At 44.8% G+C, this 18,863-nt stretch carries 14 protein-coding genes and 3 pseudogenes; 9 read left to right on the top strand and 8 right to left on the bottom strand.

Annotation, left to right across the window (positions count from 1 at the left end; all coding sequences use genetic code 11):
* Nucleotides 1-271: 271 nt before the first annotated feature.
* Both ACW9E7_RS21840 and ACW9E7_RS21845 read right to left on the bottom strand, forming a co-directional pair.
* A complete protein-coding gene (locus ACW9E7_RS21840) occupies nucleotides 272-1,087 on the bottom strand; it encodes a DUF2971 domain-containing protein (protein ID WP_458728423.1) in 816 nt (271 codons plus the stop codon).
* A gap of 58 nt (nucleotides 1,088-1,145) precedes the next feature.
* Nucleotides 1,146-2,132, bottom strand: a complete 987-nt coding sequence (locus tag ACW9E7_RS21845; protein WP_458728424.1) for a tyrosine-type recombinase/integrase — start codon at nucleotides 2,130-2,132, stop codon at nucleotides 1,146-1,148.
* A 249-nt stretch (nucleotides 2,133-2,381) separates the two neighbouring features.
* On the opposite strand from ACW9E7_RS21845, the pseudogene ACW9E7_RS21850 reads away from it, so the two are divergent.
* A pseudogene (locus ACW9E7_RS21850) lies at nucleotides 2,382-2,480 on the top strand (primase C-terminal domain-containing protein); the annotation flags it as partial.
* Between the two features lie 91 nt (nucleotides 2,481-2,571).
* The gene (locus tag ACW9E7_RS21855) at nucleotides 2,572-3,912 is read left to right on the top strand and encodes a hypothetical protein (protein WP_458728425.1); all 1,341 of its coding nucleotides are present in this window, start codon (nucleotides 2,572-2,574) and stop codon (nucleotides 3,910-3,912) included.
* A gap of 262 nt (nucleotides 3,913-4,174) precedes the next feature.
* Here ACW9E7_RS21855 and ACW9E7_RS21860 read toward each other — a convergent pair.
* A pseudogene (locus ACW9E7_RS21860) lies at nucleotides 4,175-4,456 on the bottom strand (helix-turn-helix domain-containing protein); the annotation flags it as partial.
* Nucleotides 4,457-4,597: 141 nt separating this feature from the next.
* Here ACW9E7_RS21860 and ACW9E7_RS21865 point away from each other — a divergent pair.
* The 4 genes from ACW9E7_RS21865 to ACW9E7_RS21880 all read left to right on the top strand — a co-directional run bounded on the left by ACW9E7_RS21865 (nucleotide 4,598) and on the right by ACW9E7_RS21880 (nucleotide 7,381).
* A complete protein-coding gene (locus ACW9E7_RS21865) occupies nucleotides 4,598-4,942 on the top strand; it encodes a capsid portal protein (protein WP_458728426.1) in 345 nt (114 codons plus the stop codon).
* Nucleotides 4,943-5,178: 236 nt separating this feature from the next.
* Nucleotides 5,179-6,306, top strand: coding sequence for a hypothetical protein (locus ACW9E7_RS21870; RefSeq protein WP_063943163.1), 1,128 nt, complete (start codon nucleotides 5,179-5,181; stop codon nucleotides 6,304-6,306).
* A 2-nt stretch (nucleotides 6,307-6,308) separates the two neighbouring features.
* On the top strand, nucleotides 6,309-6,752 hold the full coding sequence (locus ACW9E7_RS21875; RefSeq protein ID WP_458728427.1) for a hypothetical protein: 444 nt from the start codon (nucleotides 6,309-6,311) through the stop codon (nucleotides 6,750-6,752).
* Nucleotides 6,746-7,381: a hypothetical protein gene (locus tag ACW9E7_RS21880; RefSeq protein WP_458728428.1), complete on the top strand. Its 636-nt coding sequence runs from the start codon at nucleotides 6,746-6,748 to the stop codon at nucleotides 7,379-7,381. Before ACW9E7_RS21875 ends, ACW9E7_RS21880 begins: the two co-directional genes overlap by 7 nt.
* Nucleotides 7,382-8,210: 829 nt before the next feature.
* Here ACW9E7_RS21880 and ACW9E7_RS21885 read toward each other — a convergent pair.
* The 4 genes and pseudogenes from ACW9E7_RS21885 to ACW9E7_RS21900 form a co-directional block, all read right to left on the bottom strand.
* A complete protein-coding gene (locus tag ACW9E7_RS21885) occupies nucleotides 8,211-8,948 on the bottom strand; it encodes a hypothetical protein (RefSeq protein ID WP_458728429.1) in 738 nt (245 codons plus the stop codon).
* A gap of 215 nt (nucleotides 8,949-9,163) precedes the next feature.
* Nucleotides 9,164-10,564, bottom strand: a pseudogene (locus ACW9E7_RS21890) (ISNCY family transposase).
* A gap of 207 nt (nucleotides 10,565-10,771) precedes the next feature.
* Entirely contained in the window at nucleotides 10,772-11,254 is a 483-nt protein-coding gene (locus tag ACW9E7_RS21895; RefSeq protein WP_458728430.1) for a GNAT family N-acetyltransferase, read from the bottom strand.
* A complete protein-coding gene (locus ACW9E7_RS21900; protein ID WP_458728431.1) occupies nucleotides 11,242-11,508 on the bottom strand; it encodes a type II toxin-antitoxin system TacA family antitoxin in 267 nt (88 codons plus the stop codon). Before ACW9E7_RS21900 ends, ACW9E7_RS21895 begins: the two co-directional genes overlap by 13 nt.
* Nucleotides 11,509-12,162: 654 nt before the next feature.
* Here ACW9E7_RS21900 and repA point away from each other — a divergent pair.
* Both repA and ACW9E7_RS21910 read left to right on the top strand, forming a co-directional pair.
* Entirely contained in the window at nucleotides 12,163-13,176 is a 1,014-nt protein-coding gene (gene repA / locus ACW9E7_RS21905; RefSeq protein ID WP_458728432.1) for a plasmid replication initiator RepA, read from the top strand.
* A gap of 889 nt (nucleotides 13,177-14,065) precedes the next feature.
* On the top strand, nucleotides 14,066-14,836 hold the full coding sequence (locus ACW9E7_RS21910; RefSeq protein ID WP_252076408.1) for a DUF4225 domain-containing protein: 771 nt from the start codon (nucleotides 14,066-14,068) through the stop codon (nucleotides 14,834-14,836).
* On the opposite strand, the gene ACW9E7_RS21915 is transcribed toward ACW9E7_RS21910, so the two are convergent.
* Nucleotides 14,805-15,575, bottom strand: a complete 771-nt coding sequence (locus tag ACW9E7_RS21915; RefSeq protein WP_252076407.1) for a TraX family protein — start codon at nucleotides 15,573-15,575, stop codon at nucleotides 14,805-14,807. The genes ACW9E7_RS21910 and ACW9E7_RS21915 overlap by 32 nt on opposite strands.
* Before the next feature lie 719 nt (nucleotides 15,576-16,294).
* Here ACW9E7_RS21915 and ACW9E7_RS21920 point away from each other — a divergent pair.
* Nucleotides 16,295-18,823, top strand: a complete 2,529-nt coding sequence (locus ACW9E7_RS21920) for an autotransporter outer membrane beta-barrel domain-containing protein (protein ID WP_458728433.1) — start codon at nucleotides 16,295-16,297, stop codon at nucleotides 18,821-18,823.
* Nucleotides 18,824-18,863 lie beyond the last annotated feature (40 nt).

Below are 18,863 nucleotides of genomic sequence, written 5' to 3' on the forward strand. Positions count from 1 at the left end.
TGCATCAAACAAGTTTGCGAAATATTTGATTCAGAACAAAGTATACGGACGGCTGTACAAACGACGCAGCTTACAGCGATTGTAAATGTAAATAGCTTGAATAATGCACAAAAAGCAGCCTGAAAAATTGATAGAAAATCGGCCATCCTCCTAATCCAAACCACCCCGGTTAGAAGGGAAGGAGAATGGCCGATTAAACAACTTTATCCAGAGAAACGCATTAATACTAACTCTTACCAGTAGATGACAAGTTGACAGTCAGTTCACCTCATCACCAGCTTCGGTAAGGAATCGAGCTATTTTTAACCGGCGCAACATCTGGTTGAATACTGAACGGCGGCATATCTTTTGATACCTCCCTGAATTTTCCAATCAAAAAAGCACTGGTTGACGAATGTGCGAGCTCAGGATTTGGTGTATGTCCAACAATTACCTGGCGGATGAGATTCCAGAAGTCAGGTCTGAGACTTATACCATAGTAAGGAATTAGCATAGAAATACCCGCACGAAACCTTAGATTACCAAAAGTAATTCCACCTTCAGACAATATGCGCCATTCTTTCTCTTCAGAAAAAGAAATGTCTTTTATTAAAGGGGCAGTCAGTGACAACTCATTAATGAAAAAACGTGTTGAATCAGATGGATATATCAAAACTTCAGGTTCAGGTTCATCCATGTCCTGATATCTGACCAGAGATCTGTTAATCACATCCTGGACGAGATGTTTCTGGGCATCTTTTTCATAAACACACTTACCTAAACGAAAGCCCTGTGATTGCAGCAGCAAAGTAAGAGCATCTGAATCAAAGCCTATCGAATATCCCCCCTGCTGCTTGGAGTATCCGCGCCACTGGCTCAGCAAATCGCCCTCTTCTGACAATGAGCAAACACACAGATTAAGATTCCGAATCCCTTTAAGGTTACTGATAAATCGATTAAGCCTTAGCTTAATCCTTTCATCCTTTTCTTTGGCAATCATTTCATTCAGAAGGCGATTAGCTAAAGTAATCGCAAGGAAGAACTCATTGCTGTCATTAAGATACTGAATTTTCGTAGCCCAGAGCTCGCAGTTATTAATGATACCCATGAACCCATTCTGGTCAGTGTAATGATACAGAAGCATTTATATACCTTATGGATGACGGTTAAATTTTTAAGCGATCCCTGGCCTGGCGAAGACGCGCTTCACCGCGGCGCTCGTACTGCTGCGTGGTGGTAACGCTGGCGTGGCCCATCGCATCCTTCACAGTGATGAGATCTTCACCATTATCAAGCATGGCGGTGGCAAAGGTTCGCCTTAAATCGTGTGGCGCGCATTTCGCTATTCCGGCCTGGCGCTGGCGAACCTGCAGGACATGGTACACCGCCTGATCGGTCAGGCGGTCTCTCGTCAGGGTGTCGAATCTGCGGATACGGGTGAACAGCGGCCCCTCTCTCTCTCCCCGGACCTGTTCAATCCACATTGTTAGCCGCTGCCAGGTACCAGCCGGCATGTAGGCCAGCCGCTCCTTGTTGCCCTTGCCCAGCACACGAAGTGCCTGCTCATTTGTGACAACGTCACTCAAATCCAGCCCCACGGCCTCCGAGCGACGCAGGCCGCAGCCGAGAATGACGGCCAGCATCGCCGCATCGCGCACTCCGATGCTGGTGTCATCGGCCTCACAGGCACCAAACAGCGCCCGTATCTCCTCCGGCGGCAGGGCCCGGCCGCGCGGCAGGTGGCTGCCCCTCAGATTACGTACCGCCCGGATGTGCTGGAAACTCTCGACGTCCATTAGCTTAAGCATCCAGGCTTCCTTCGCCACCCCTTTCAGTGCCGAAAGATAGGTGTTGATCGTGGCGGTTGCACGGCCGGTGTCGCGCAGCAGCTCGGTGACTGCCATCACGTGATGGCGCCGCAGGCTGCCCCAGCTGCAGGACTCCAGGGACGCGGCGCCGAGCATGCCGGCAACAATTCCGAGGAATGAGGCCATGGTCTGCCGGCTTCGGGGAGAATTGAGGGACAGCAGGTAGGCCCGGGCGGGACTGACAGGCACATCACTGGCGAACGGCTCCGGCAGGAAACCTTCGCCGGGCGGAATGCGCGCCGGGGACAGGATCTGCTCGGGTTCATCGTCAGGCATCAGGGTCATCCAGGGCTCCGTCCGGGACGGAAAGCGTCCGGCGCGCTGCGTGAAAAATCGGGGAAAAGTATACGCCAAAGCGTACCGCAGAGAGTCTACTTTTTCAAACGTACATTTTAATAAGTAGAAATAATATTGAGTCTATGTCCTGTTGCCTATATCTTTAACAAAGATAAAACATTTGAATTATCGGTTAGATGATATAGCTATCAGACATGACGCTCTGAGGGCGGTAGCATTCCGGTAACCACGGTAAAATGTTGTGAACGAGCCAGTGCCTATAACCCGCAATTTGCTGCACCTCTAGATGAAAATGAGGTGACAGGGATAGCCAAAAGCATTGCTAATTGGAAAGAGAAGTAAAGGTATTCGAAGCCTCAGCCTTAACTCACAATGCAATTCATTTGGTATAAGAAGAAATTACTTTAGGAATAATAAAGAGGTATGTATGGCAATTAGAGATATGGAAACAATGCTATTAAACATAAGGAATAAAAAAATAGTCCCTCTAATGGAAGAATCCATGAGGTGCTATAACGCTTTTGCATATAGGGCATCTATAAGCACAGCATTCAATGCCATGTTTCACGACCTATGCGATAAGCTTGAAGCTTTGAAGGAAACAAACTCATCGATTAAGGCCCTGTACCAAGAAATAGAGAGAAAGAAGCAGCAGCAAGAAGTATATGAATCTTTTTTAATAGACAATCTTGCATCAAATAATCTAATTTCCAAACTAGAAAAAGATATATTGGATGGTATGAGAGTAATGAGGAATAAGGCCTCTCATCCAACAGATCATGAGCCAACAGCTGAAGAGGCAAGGTATGTATTTACCACTATCATTGATCTTGTTCTCTCTAAAGGAAGAATACTTTCTCGTTCTGCTGCAGATGACATTCTTTCTTTGTTAAAAGATAATAATTACTTCCCATCAAAATCTGACTTTAAAGAAAATACTAAAATAGTAAGATATGACATAGACTCGATTCATGAATCGGCATTATTATATTTAGTAAGCAAGGTTATTGATAGTATATCTAACGATCCAGATGAAGAGAATTATGTTTTATTTTTACTATCTCTTCTTAATCAGAATAGAGATGACTTATCTAAAATTGTAATTAGCCAGATTAACAAAACAAAATATACCAAAGATGAATTCAAATGGATGGTTATTGCCACTGCAATCCAGCACGCTGATGTTCTTGAAAATAAATTTTCAGCTAGAATAATATCATTATTATCTATGGATATGAAAACTAATAACTATAGTATGTCTTCTATCAGGAGTGTGAGGAGAGCATTTGTTTCAATCGCGGAAAAAAACCCTGAACTTTATGGCAAATTCAATATTGCATTTAAAGAAAACGTCTTTACAAAATATGACTGTTGGGATTCCTGTATATCTAGTGATAGTGACCCTCTAAAAACCGACTTTATTAATTATTTCATTAAATGGCTATCACCAAAATATAAGGTTGATGAGGATCAGTACAAAAGAATACAGAAAAGAGTGTCTTATTTAACTACAAATGATAAAATTTTCGCATCTAAATTTGATGATCTAACAATCATCAAATTGATTTTTTCATTCTTGCAAACTACTACATCACCAATAACTCCTGATGTTGAAGGCAATCCATCGGATTCCTTCATCGATAAAATAGCAGAAACCCTTCCTAAGACGTATGAAAAGCTCAGGGCCTTTAGGTCAAAAAATCCCGATGCATACAATGCAGAAGGCAAACGCATGAAAGTGGATGCTTACCTAACAAGACTCCCTTAAGTCTTTTAGTACTTAAAAACCTATATAGGGTCAGTTTGGATGATACGGTATGCATTTTTTTGAACAGATCAGGCCTTCGCAGTAGGGAATTCTCCCGCTTTATACGCTGTTTTCATGGGATTTGATCTTAATCGGATAACCTGAATGCGATAGCCGCAGGCGTAAAATCAATCCATTGCACATATCGATCTGTAAAATAATATGCATAACTACAAAATTATCCGATCTCCAAACTGACTCCTATACCAGATAATAACCTTCTCGTCGGGCCAAAATCAGCGTAGCGTTCGCGGATAATACGTAGTGCTCGTTCAGCGAGGCCCCGCATGAGTTGCCGGTTGCCAGGCTGGCCACGACGACGGTTAACAAGTGAAAGTGGCCCATGTTCACGATAGCGCTCCAGCAACCGTCGGCAATGTCTGTCAGATATCTCAAGCCGGGTTGCTGCAAGACGTGTGGTAAGACGGCGGTCGATAACGTCCTGAAGGATCATGATTCGGTTTAGATCGTTCATTGAGAAAAAACCCGTTCCGTATGTCGTCATGAGTCTCATCCTTTGAAAGCAGCGATCGCTGTGGTGAGACTGTAGTGCGGACATGTCTATTTGGTCAGAGACGGACATCTCAATTTAGCTACTACGCCACTTGTCGAAACTAAGCTCATAAGTCCGGGGCAGGGCAAAGCAATGCGTGACTCGAAGGGGCTCGGGAACTTTAAGAATCTGTTTTTCTACGCGCCGAACGGCAAAGCCGACGGCATTAAAATGGTGCCGCTGAGTGAGGTCGCGACAAAAGATGACTTCTTTAACATCAAGAAAGTTAGCGCCGGTGACCTTCTCGATGCGCACCGCATCCCGTTCCAGTTAATGGGCGGCAAGCCCGAGAATGTCGGCTCCGTTGGTGATGTCGAGAAAGTGGAAAAGGTCTTTGTCCGTAACGAGCTGGGGCCTCTACAGTCGCGCTGTATGGAGCTGAACGAGTGGGTGGGCGAGGACATCATCCGCTTCGAAGTACTCATTAGATCCTTATAACGAATAACGGATAGTGCCGCCGGGAGGCGGCTTTTTTAAGGCGTTAATAAAAACTAGTAGAGGATGATAGCCAACGACAGATTGCTTTCCATCACACTTCCGCGATAGATGTGCTTTCCAAGCTTGTCAAAACGCATCAGATTGAAGATTGTAGAGTCTAGGAAATTCTAGAACAGGTACGTTATCTGTTATAAGCTAGTTTCAGAGCAACTCGACTAAACAAGGCGTATTCAAAGATGAAAGCTGTAGCTATCGATGGTGGTGTTGAGAGCGTATCTAATGAAGATGTGCTGATCAATGCGTTGAGCGAGCAAGAACAGAGTGCCATTTTCTTGTTTGCAATGAGAGGTAATTGGGAGTTTATTCGTGATTTTTTAAAACATCATAGCTTAGATAACTTGATGAGCAACAGCAGACGCGCAACATATGAGAAGTTAAATATCAGCTTTAACGAGTTGAAGGATAAAAACAAAGCTGCATTTGAACTTGTATTTAAAGAAATAAAGGATTACGCACTATCAATACTTACCATCAGTAACAAGGCAATTTATAGTATCAACTTGCAACAAAAAGATGTTGACGCTTTGCTAAACAGCATTAATTCTGATCCACAAGACAATGCATTGGATATAGTGGACAGAAGTGAAGACTTTAGCGGCCAGAAAAGAAACTCTTGTTGGATAGATTATGAAAATTGTAAGGTGTGTTTTTTTCCTTCAGTAAAGGAGGCAAATAAAAAGACATCCTTAGACCCTAAGAAGCATCCTGGCATGGAAGGATTTGATTCTCTTTATGGTTATGAACTCGTAAAAAACCAGTATATTGACTGTCTACTTCTCACACATGATAAAGCTTTTATGCTAGTTGACGTTATAGATGATGACAGCCATGAGTATTGCAAACAGTCATACGACATTTTACTTCCCAAAATAAAACTAGAGATACTCAAGCATACTCAAATATCCAACATAAGTACAAAGGACATTTTTAATTCCATTGGTTTAATTTGTGTTCAAGATACAGCGCCTTACAATAAGGCCAATTATTCAGTACATGAAATCAATTTTATAACACCAGAACTATCCAGGTACACCGCAAAGAAATCGCCAAACAAACCTGATATAAGAAATGACACATTTAATAAAGATGGTCTAAAAAACAACATTCAATCTCTAATTTTTTACAAGGTTTCTTTTAATATCGACAAAACTCATCCAATTGTAGGCTTCAAGTATAAGGTCATAGTTAGCATACCTGGAAGTTATTCTAAAGCTGCACATGCGAAGGGGAAAACTGATTACTTCCTATCAACAAACTTCCTAAGCATGAGCGATTTCAGAACCATAGAACCGTTGATTCTTTAATCATGAATATAGATACTGCCATGGCAATTTTAAAAGATAAAATATCATCACTAGTCGTTTATGATGGAATTAAGGACGATACTGTAGAGTTTGCCAGGGTTGCCATGGGATTAAACGAAGACCCAAGGAATGTTGTTCTCTCCATGGGGGCGGTTAAAAAAATAATAGAAAACAATAACATAAAAACAAGTTATCTTGATTTAGTTTCTTTACTAACTCATCCTGACATTGACTTTCTTCAGCTTGAATATGTTCTAGTTATTGATGATAACGATGAACCTATAGACATAAGCAATGATGCTATGGCCGATGCTTTTAGACTTGGCTACTTACAAAACCCTAATAACCCCGACCAAATCATATACGATTTTAATGATTATATTTTTCCCACATTCGTCATTAATGAATTGTATATCGAACAAAAACATTGGCGGCATGAATGCTAACCTTTCAAACTGAAAATTTATCAGATTCATCACCTGACGAGTTAAGACTCTTCCAAAACATAACTCGATTCAGAAAAGCCAGGAGTAGCTGGGATGATTTTGAGAATTTAATTCATGAATTGCTCATTAATGCATCTGCATCAATGTCTGAATCGCGAAACCATCTGAAGTATGAAAGCACTTCAGAAGATGGCTACTCAGCCGTTCTTTTTTATATTTTAAGCGGATATAAAAGCTATGGATTAAATGTTAGCCGAGAAGCAAACAATGGTGGGCATTGTGACATATCCATAGAGTTAGGAAAGTATAAATGGCTTGGGGAAGCAAAAAAGGCAAAAGATTATCAATGGGTTTTCGATGGATTTCAACAACTAACCACTCGATATTCAGTAAGTGGAGCAAACTCTAAATCAGGTGGTTTAATTTTATACTGCAATCAAAAAAAAATTAATTCTTTTATGTCGAATTGGATGATTGAACTAAAATCCAGATTCCCTGCAATTTCAAAAGAAGAATGCCTTAATGATGACCACAATATCAAAATAACCACTCACACGCACGATGTAAGCGGTAATGAGTATAAAGTCATTCACATACCCATATATCTTAACTATTCACCTAAAAAGTAATTATCGCAACGTAAGTTAAGTCGCCTTAGGTTCTCTGTTCGTATGTAGGTGCAGGGAATCTAATTTCTATACCCCCATATTTTCAAGACTATCAAATACTTTTTAAATCACAAAAATGTTTTGTGCCAACGATTAAAGATATGTTTAACAACATGTGATAATCATTTATAGCATTCTCCGCGCGCAATGCTTTCCCCGCCACGCCTGCCCACTTTAAGGGCCGCTTTTAATGCACTTGCACCCCCACCAACGCTGGCGGAAGAGCTGGTGAGAAAACCACAGCAGCGCGTGCAAACTCACGCATCAGATGCATGCACGACAACAAAACAGAAAATGGCATCAAAAAACCTGATTTACGGTGCCGATATGATGATTATTTGCCGCGTAACGCGCTAAAGATACTTTTGTACACATGCTGGCGAGAAGCATCAAATGTCACGTGACTCACGGATTCGCACAAATCAGACTTAACATGTTGACATAGATCCATTTATTTCTTCGTTCGGATGTGGTTTAGTAAGTCTTTGACGACCTGACCAAGTTCTGCATTGCTCGCCTGTTCGACCAGCGTATCGATCTCGCGCGAGCTGAGATCATTGTTTAGCGCCAAACATGTAATCATACAGGTCTGAGAACTATAGCTTGGACATTCCTAATGACTAATGAGCCATAAATAGACATTAGCATTGAGCCTCTACATTTCTTGTCAAAGCTCAGTGAAAATGTCTAATCACTGGCTCGTTAGAAATGTCTATATGTTGAAAAGGCCGCTGCGAAAATGTTATCCGCAGCCGCCTCTTTAGCATAACGTCATTATGCGAACCATCAATCAATCTTTTTCTGTATGTTCTTTATTTTCACCAACATACGTCAAAATATTACTTGTGGAAATTCTAGTTGATGGGCCATCCCATGTTATCGCACCAGACTCACGCAATGAAAATAAATTATTTATAAATTTGGTATCGTCTAATGAATATTCTTCAGGATACATGGCGTTCATTTTTTTTATCAACCCATCAAGCGATATTGAATTGTTTCTCCTTATCAAACCTAATAGCCTGCGGCGAATTAATGCGGAAGGAAGGGCTTGGAGTCGCATCGTTTTCTGAATGCCACTTTCAAGGGTCCTTTTTATTTTATCCTCTAACTCCTTGATTTTAAACTCGTTTCCCTCGCTTGACTTGAGTTTCTCATCAACTAAACCAATTATTTCCTGGCTAATGCTATTTTTAAGTGCGTTTATTTTTTCATCATCACCAATAGCATCAACAGCACTGTTGGGCTGTGGCTTTTTCCATATATGTTGGCGCATATCAGTCACAGTGTCCTTCATCATGGAAAATGTATCAGAATACAATTTGTCAAATATCTTTTCTAGTCTTTCAACACTGGATTGGATATCTTTCGCAGCTTTCGTTGTTTCTTTAGATGCTTCATTAGACATTTTGTAAAATACAAATGAAAGCCAAATAGCTCCGATTGCAAGAACTAATGAAGCAATTGTTGCAATGAAACCTACAATAGTTATTGCTGTGTCCAGTGCACTTGCTGTATCTGCTGCCATATAACCTCAATAGTATAATTGGATAAAATAGTTATTTTCATCGCAAACCAGTTCGGGGTTCTGTGACACCCGAATTTTACCTCGGTTTCTGATGGTTTCCTTTGTATATAATATCATTGAAGTTTTTGCATTTCTCAGAAATCTTTTCTGGATTTGATTGCAATAGCCGAAAGATAGCGCACACATTGCCGCTGGTCAGTGAGTACGAGGCAAGTTCACCTTTTACCAAAAATGGCCTCAGAGCTCCCCTGAAGCTTAATCATGGCTTCAAGCAGGTCATCTTCGTTCAGTGAGCGCTGGGATTTGTTGATACTAGGGGCGTGCCGTCTGCGGGAAGGCTCATCACCAGAACAAGGTAACGATTGCGAGCGATTATTGTCCCGTTTTCTCTGGACCTGACGGGCAATATCCAACACATGGCCAAGTCTCTTGTTATCCACAATTGCGACGGTATCAACCTCAGAAAGCCGGTCATAGGTGGAGTAGGGCAGCAGCACGCCATTTAGTCACAACTCCTTATGTCCGGCAGGGTAATGCTAGACATCAATATATTTGCCGATGGCTCTTCGACTGCATTCGCTGTCCTCAATCAGATAGAGGATTTTATCGTATTGTACAGTCAGACTTTTTGATACACGACGGGGCTCTCGCCAAGTAAATTCCGCATCAAGGTCATCGTCTAATGCCAGTGGCCGGTGCGCGTTAAAATCATGCAATGGTTCTTTAGCAAAGCGCCGGTTATAATCCGCCATGTATTCTTCTGCAAATGCGTTGGCCGCTTCTATCGTACAGATCCCCTTAAGCCTGAACTCCTTAACCAGCCGGTCCTGAAGGGTTAGATGAGCACGTTCCACACGGCCTTTGGCCTGGCTGGTTTCTGCGCACAGCGGTGTGATATTGAGGCAGCGCATTGCCCTGGCAAACTGGGTTTCGCCGGGACCGGTGGTGGCATGCTTATTATTAACCCAGAAGACACTGGCTTTATCGCTGTAAAGGATCATGGGTTTACCGTATTTTTCGATATAGCCACGAGTCGCTTCAAAATAGGTAAATGTGGATTCAGATTTCACAAACAGCAGGTGCATCAGGCGACTGGTGGCATCGTCAACATAGACAAGAGCAGTACAGGGTCGACCCCGGTTTTCAAACCAGTGATGGTCACAGCCATCAATTTGTATCAGTTCGCCAGTACAAGGCCGCCGGTAACGAGGCTGATGAATTTTAGGTGCGCGCTGTCTGCGAGGGATCCAGAGTCCGGCTTGTATCATGAGGCGTCGGATGGTTTCTTTGCCAAGGACCAGACCGTGAACTTCCTCCAGCTTTTCCCGCGCCAGCGTGGGGCTAAAATCACGGTAGTGCTCCCGGATTATACTTAGTGCCTGATCTGTCAGTGACGCTGGCAACAGACGGTTACCAGTGCGGCCACGACTCTGGTTGTTCATGCCAAGCGGTCCAAGTTGATGATAGCGTTTCAGCAGACGGCTGCAATGACGTGGCGTGATGCCGAGCATCTCCGCTGCCTGACCAGGACGCAGGTTGTGATCGATGACATCCTGAAGGATTTTGAGGCGGTTGATTTCGTTCACGGAGAACATCCCGGTATCTTGTATAGCCATAGAAAACTCCTCATCAGGAAAAAGTGAGTCTTTGTCTAGTCATACAGATTTAAAAACTATAGCCTGGACATTCCTAATGAGCCACAAATAGACATTAGCATTGAGCCACTACATTTTTAGTACGCTTAACAAAGATTATGTTAAATAAAATAATTATATATTTAAAATCAAGGAGTTAATACCCCCCCCTTCCGTACTCAAAACCTACTATGGTAGTTTGAGAAACAAAGTCCGCACCTGGGTTTGTGATGCCTTAAAGCCATGGTGAAGGTAAAAGCTTTTGGCTTCTTCAGTCAGTGCATGAACCATAATCGCACGGACTCCAATATTCTCAGCTACACGGTAACAGCGCAGAACTGCATCGTGCAGTAAATCAGCACCAAGACCTTTCCCTCGAAATGAGACATCGACAGCCAGACGAGCAAGTATGATTACGGGAATTGGGTCTGGCATATTGCGCCTGACACTTCCCGTTGCTTCCACGTGGTTAACACTGCCGGTGGCCAGAGAGTAAAAACCGGCAACTTGTTTCGTTCCTGTTTTACACACAACAAACGTTCGGGATCCACCAAGAGCCTGATTTTTTAATCCTCTCTGTTTAAGCCAGTTATCAAGTACCGTCTCACCACTTACAAATTCAGCAAGTTGATGAAAGCTGGATAACGGTTCTGGAGCTGTTACACGTTCCACTGAGGTTTCCTTGCCAGGAGTTTATTAATGGCAACGTCATCCGAAACTGGTGCTTCGAGCATATCGATAAATTCTGCATACTGCTCATCGTTAAAATTGAAAACGCGCCGATCCAGGATCACATTCTCTGCAGCCTGGCATGCCATTTCCAGAATGAAGTCTGTACGTGATTTATGGAGGATCTCTGCAGCAGCATCGATTAGTGCTCTTTGTGACTCTTTGGCTCTAAGATTGAGCTGAACATCAGATTTCATAAGTGCTCTCCTTGTATAGTAATTGCTTTACAAGCATAGCATAAGATTCATGTATAGCAAAAGCTATACAGACTTTTATCTTTGCGGTTATGGTTCGAAAGTTTCACCTTATAAATTCATGACTCAAATGCCCTGCATGCAAATGTCTCAGCTCTCTGTAGGCTCACTTGATTACACCTAACGCTCAGAGATAACGGCGAACGCAGTCGGTAAAAATCTCGTAAGGGTAATCAGTCGCATATGATGGATAGTAATCTGGTCTAACATCTGGAAAAATTACTGACGAGAAGGTAGTATTCTGATCGTCAGCGATCGTCTTGTGGTGGGACAGATTGTTGATTCAGATTACTTTTGTGACCTAACTCAAACTGACGGGTTGACTGCTTTGTGGTGAGGCAGGCGGGTGACAAAAATGGTTTACGGAAGAAATGCGGACTTCCGGAAACAAATAAGGACAGGACGTGTCCAGTAAAACGTTCAGGAGCAGGTAACGGGACTTCCCGGAGTCTGAATGCACAAACCCCCCGATAACTGTCATCAACTTGGCGGAAGACACAGATATCAGGGGGTCCAAAAGCAGGCGATTTGCCTGTGAAGGATTATAACGCATGCACCACATAACACAACACCCGGCCGCCATAAGAACAGGCCGCCGTGAATGACAAACAGATTTCTCTTCACTGGTCAGTTTTACCGGCAGATGAGCTAAAACGTTTCTGGCAGGATGTCGAGGCCGGAACTCAGAGTAATTTCCTCATTGCTCCGGTCAAAAAACTGACCCGCCGTAAACGCGGTAAGCATTCCACAAAAGCCAAATGTGAGAATCCGGCCTGGTATCGCCCGGAGCATTATAAAAAGCTCTCCGGGCAGCTTGGTCATGCCTACAATCGCCTGGTGAAAAAAGATAAAGAAACCGGGCAGGTCAGCCTGCGCATGCATGTTTCTCGTCACCCTCTCTATGTCGCCGGCCGCCGTAAAGCTGGACGTAAATATGGCTTCCGTCCGGAACGTCAGCGCCTGCTCGATGCGCTCTGGCCAGTGCTCATCAGCTTCTGTGATGCCGGCAAGCATACTGTCGGCATGTGTATCTCCCGTCTGGCAAAAGAGCTCAGTGCAAAGGACGCCAAAGGCAATGTCATTCCGGAAACGGAGGTGACGGTGTCACGCCTTTCACGGCTTATTGAGGAACAGGTACGGTTTGGCGTTCTTGGCCTTGCGGAAGAACGCACCTGGGATCGTGAATCCCGCTCCTGGCTGCCAACGTATGTCTATATCACCCCCGTGGGATTTCAGATGCTGGGCGTCGATATGGACAAGCTGTTTAAAGAGCAGGAGAAGAAGCTCCGCCAGAGCGCCGAGCGTGAGCAGCTGATCCGGGAAGGGGTGATGAGCGAACATGATGATGTTCAGCCCCATTCCGCGCGGAAATGCTGGTCCGGCCGTAAGCGCCGGGAGGCACTCGTTTACCGCCGCAAAAAAGGCGCGGAGCGTAAACGTGCCAACAATCTGATCAAGCTGCCGGCAGATGAACGACTCCATGCAATGTCTGAATGGATTTACCGCACCCTGCCGCCTGACGAAGCGTACTGGTGCACATCTGAGCGCCTGAAAGCTCTGGCCATCCAGCATCTTTACCAGCTGGATCTGGCGCTTTCTCCACCTGACTAATCACAGACGAAACAACAGACTTTCTGTTTACAGTCCCCTAACCGGGGCTTTTAGTGCTGGTTTTTTTCGGCCATTCTGCTCATTTTTCATCCTTTACTCCTTTCTACTTCCGATCATCATGACGTTCTGCCGGTCGTTATGGTCCGCAATGGCCACTGTCTCTTTTTTTTACACAGAAATCCGCAAACGAATAAGTGAAGTAACCCGGAAATGAATAAAAGACATTCCGCAAAACAGTCTTACTTCACCATTTTTATCTCTCTGTTCATTACATTCCAGAGTAGATCTTTGTCTTCGGCAACTCTGTGGATAACGTAAAATGCCTTCGCATGCAGCGGCCTCACGGCCGCGCGCTCAGAACAAAAACCAAAAGTACCTCCCGTCGCAAGCGCCGGGCCCCGTTCTGGCCAAAACCCAACACTGCATACTTACCTGACCCCTGCTAAACCGACGCCGCCCCGGCCCGAAGGGCCGGAACACCCTCGCTTTAAGAGGGATGTTGTAACTAGAAATCAGAGCAGCTGCAGTTAGCGTCGCGGCAAGCCCGCTGTACACGCTCGTAAGCGCCTCACGGCGCTAACGCGGAGATACAGCCCGTCAGCGGCCTCTGGCCTCGACGGGCTCACTCCGACCGCGCACATCACCATCAGGCGTGGCGGTTACCGGATATGGCTTTGCAGGGTAAGGGATGGGACAGGCAGAACCTTTCAAACCGCAGCGGCTTACGCCGGTCACGGCGCCCGTCGGCATTCTCTCCCTGTCTGGCCTCAGCTGGCGCCTCCATGCCGCGATGCGGCATCAGTGAGTTCTGCAGGGTAGCGTGCCCTTTTTTGTTGTCAAAACTCGTTTCGGGAATATGCTTTCAGAAACAGATAAGCGAGGCGATAAAATGGACACGTTGCTTTTACCCGGCCAGAATTCCCGTGTCTGGGCGGAAACCATGATCAACCTGGAGGCCAGGAAACTGGTGAATACGGCCAACACGGTGGCGGCTATGCATCTCCAGGATGGTTTCATCCGGATTCAGTTTGTGGATGAGATCAGAGCATTCATCATGGCCCAGTTTGAGGCCGCACGCCGGGCGAAAACGGTTGATGACTGTATGGCCTGTCTGCGGGCCTTACGGGCTGAAAATACCAGCCTGCTGGAGCAGTCCCGATCGCTCAAAACCGGCTATGCAAAACTCTATGCCGAGGTGAAGGTTGTCCGGGATAAGAATAAAATTGTGGGTTACATCATTTCAGCTGTCGACGTCGTAGTGGCCGGCGCGGTGATTGTCGTAAATGGCTTTAACACGATTTCACGGAAAGCCGCGCACAACCTCCTCGGTGATAAGCAGACGGAGGGAATATTCGCTGACGGCTCGATGGAGATCGCTGAATTTCTGGGCTTCAGCCGGCAGCAGGGGCTGGGGACGTATAAGGCTGTCACACTCTTCAGCGAAGTCTACGGCGCGTATGGCCTGAGGCTGAAACCCGAAGCACAACGGCTGTGGTACTGGACCAGGCCCGATTTCTTCAGGAAAGTATCCGGCACGCCACGTCCCGCAATGGCGCTTAAAATTGCGGAATGGGGGGTTAAAGCCAAAGTGGCGCTTGATTTACTGATAGCCATCACGTCCTCCCTTATCAGGCGAAAGTATACTGTACCAGACCAATAATCCCCAGGTGACCGGCGTAAGCATAATAAAAGAAATTACGCGGCATGAAACGCCTGCGGCCCTCCGGACAGATTTGCCTGCAGAAGGAAACCACTGCCAGGGGGAATGCCAGAGTAGGCAGCGTGGCCAGTAATAATGTTTCTGCAGGCATATCCAGGAGATGCGATAACCCGTTTAAACAAATCAGTGACAGCACGGCAGTTATGGCTGCCAGCCGCTGTACTCCGAGTGTATCGCTGCCAGAAACCGTTGCCATACTGATGGCCAGCGTTATTCCTGCCAGCCCGTAGCTTGCCGGCTGCAGTGGCCAAATCATGAGGGCCAGGAGCAGATATCCGGCGAGCATTCCTTTCCGGCCGTGCCGGTACTGCAGGGCAAGCAGCTGCGTGACGCCGGTAAACACGAACAGAATGTTCAGGGCCCACCAGGGCTGGTGATGGCAGAATGCCAGGCTGAACACCGGCTGCGTGATGACTGCCCAGATCCACAGGCGACTGGCTCTCTTCTGCAGTCGTTCCGGGGTGCGCTGTACGTTCATCGCCCATATAAGCGTGAACAGGGGGAAGGCCATCCGGCCAAGCGCATACATCATCGGCCAGGCTGGCGACAGAAACACCGTATTGGTGTGGTCGATAATCATGGCCAGAAGTGCGAGAAGCTTGACCATATCGAGAGCAGCGGGACTGAGCTGGCTGGCATTCCGGATTTTGGGAAGAACGTCGGGTACTGAATGGTTCATGCTGTATACTCCCCTGGCGACACGCGGTTAACAGCCAGCCCTGAACATAATGCCAGAATGCCCTGCCGGTTTGCGATGTGACCCTGATCTTGAGTTTCTCCAGAATCTTGCGCACCGCAAATTCTGATTTATCACGCAGCACGCGCAATGCGCCTGCCACATCCTTATTCTGAATACAAATACTTAAATTATGAAAATCGTTCACACCGCCCCCTTTCTTACACTCTTATTATCGGCCGCATGAATATTATATTTAGCATGACAAGAAAATTCCTAATAAGATTTCATATTAGAGTTCTAAATTTTGCTCAATTTATAGACTCATTTAAATGGGTGAAGATGGTACATTAATTATCTGTATTGTTTGCTGAATATTTTGTGGCTGGCTTCCATCCTTTAGTCCAGTCTTCGTTCATAAGGCCTTCAATGACAATCTTCAGAGTGATGGTATAAGGGGGGGATTTCTGCGACAGACAGTGTATATACAGATCGGGCGTATTAAAGAACCCCACCTTCGGTATCCCGTAACCCGGATCAGGGGTCAGTATGTGGCAACTGAAACCAGGTACCTCAAAACAAGCAGGTTGTTAATTAAATGTTATCTAGGTTGGTGAATGTGACATTTATGGATCACTAGAATTTATGATGTGGTATTTTGAACTAGGTAAGCAATACCTTTTTTATCACCCTTATAATCTTCAATACATTAGGTTTTTCCAGTGAGAAAATTAATATCAAACTCAACCCCAGCCCTTTTGTTTATATTTATTTCAAAATCAACTTTTGCTATTGATTCATTGACTTTAACCAATGAAGAACAAACAATCGACTCAGGAACAACTATTTATTCTAGCATACAAATAAATGGAAATGGTTCTCTCACAGTTGATAATGCAAATGTTGAAGCAACTAGTCATATTGTTTTGAGAGGCGACCTTTCAGCTCCATCTACACTACACCTTACAAATGGTGCAAGTGTCTCCAATTGTGCGCAATGTTTCGTTGAGTTAGGTAACAACGCTTCTGTAATTATGGACGGAAATTCAACATTAAGTACAGGGCAGTTAAATTTAAAAGGAGAATTAGGTCAAGCGGCTGAAATGTATGTAACTAATGGTTCCACTGTGAATGTAGGTTTGGGGGGGTTATATGTAGCTGCTGCCAATAGCGATATACCTGATTACGCAGTTTTTAATATTGATGGGGGGCGTGTTAACTCAATACAAACTGCTGTTGGTGGTGGATTTGGAACTGGTTTTTTAAATATATCGAATGGAGGTAAGTTATATTCGACTACCATCGTTGGAGTAGGTGGAGGAAAAGGCTATGTAGATATTAGGGGAGAAGGCTCTGAATGGGTTGCTCCTACTATTCAGGTCGCTCCAGATGAGGGTTCCATCGGAAATATCACACTTTCAGATGGAGCAAAAATAAGCGCTAACAACATTACTACTGGCTATGGTGAAAGCAATATAATTATAGGGGGGCAGTCTGACGCTGTTGAACCTGGTTATTTAAATGTTGAAAATATAATTCTCGGGGGTGAAAGCTCCCGATTTATATTGAATCACAACTCTAATGATTATGAAATTCACTCCAATTTCTCAGGTGATGGAGCGATGTATCTTAGCGGAGGCACTTCTAATTTTTACGGGGGAAATACCATCACTGGAATTACAGTAATTGATAATGCTATGTTTGTAGCCCAAAACGAAAACGTAACAAGCGCATCTTCTGAATATTCTTTACTTACTACAGGGGTTCTTGATTTAAATGGATTCAGCCAAACAACGGGCACAATTAATAATTCTGGCACTATCTATTTCAATGAGACCGGTGATTCGGCTGGAACTGAGCTCACTGTAAATGGTGATTATCATGGTAATGGTGGCAGTCTGGTATTCAACAGTGTACTTGAAAGCGATAATTCGCTTACTGATACACTTCATGTTACTGGTAGCGCTGATGGAGAAACATTTGTCACCGTTAATAACTTGGGTGGTAGTGGTTCTCAGACCGTAGAGGGAATAAAACTAATAACTATCGACGGTAACATTGCAGAAGGAACGGAATTCCGCCAAAACGGTCGGATTGTTGCAGGTGCTTATGATTATCACTTAGTTCAGGGAGGTAACAGTGGTAATAGTAATAGCTGGTATCTGACAAGTAGTAATGGCGGTGTGGATCCAGTAATACCACCAGTAATCCCTGGCCCTTTGCCAGTTGACCCAGTTGACCCAGTTGACCCAGTTGACCCAACTTTACCAGTCACTCCGGGCGTTAATATTACTCGCCCGGAAGCCGGAAGCTATATTAGCAACTTAGCCGCCACAGATATGTTCTTCACTCGAATGGAAGACCGTGGTCGTGAGCACCTCTACACTGATTTGACTACGGGTGAGAAAAAACAGACAAGTATGTGGCTACGCTCGGAAGGGCGCCATCTGGACAGCAAAGATAGCAGTGATCAACTCTTCACCGATGAAAATCGCTATATTATTCAGATTGGCGGTGATGTTATCAATGGTTCCTTTACCGGAGAGGATAACTGGCGTCTGGGCGTCATGGCGGGCTATGGTAACAGCCACAGCAGTACCCGTTCAGATATAACTGGCTATCAGTCAAAAGGTAACGCGGATGGTTATACCATGGGACTGTACGGAACATGGTTTGAATATGCTGATCGCCGCAGGGGGGCCTGGATTGATACTTGGCTTCAGTACGCGTGGTTCAGTAATAGCGTACAGGGAGAAGGTCTGTTGGAAGAGAAATATGATTCTGATGGTTTGCAGGCATCTGTGGAAACAGGTTATGCATTTGTATTATCAGGTAACAAGAACTTGGATTATATCATCGAACCACAGGCGCAGGCCATCTGGAATGGTGTTAAAGCTGAAGAATTCCGCGAAGGCAACGGAACAGTGGTTAAAAGTGAAGGGACTGATAACATTCATACACGGTTGGGTTTAAAAGCTGGGATGGAAATCCGAACCGGTAAAGAAAGTTCTGAGGTTATGTGGAAACCTTATGTCACCATGAATTGGCATCATAACACCAATGAGTATGGAGTTAAGATGGACGATATTAAACTATCTACTTCTGGTGTGAAAAATATTGGTGAGCTGAAACTGGGTGTTGAGGGTCAACTGACAAAACAACTCAGTATAGGCGGTGGGGCTAGTGGCCATATGGGAACCGATGACTACCGTAACTTAGGCGGTTTTTTGAAAGTTCGCTATGCATTCTAAAACAAAGAGTCAGATGCCGACATCAGGATGACTCATCGCA

Source organism: Enterobacter sp. H2G27, assembly GCF_054403075.1.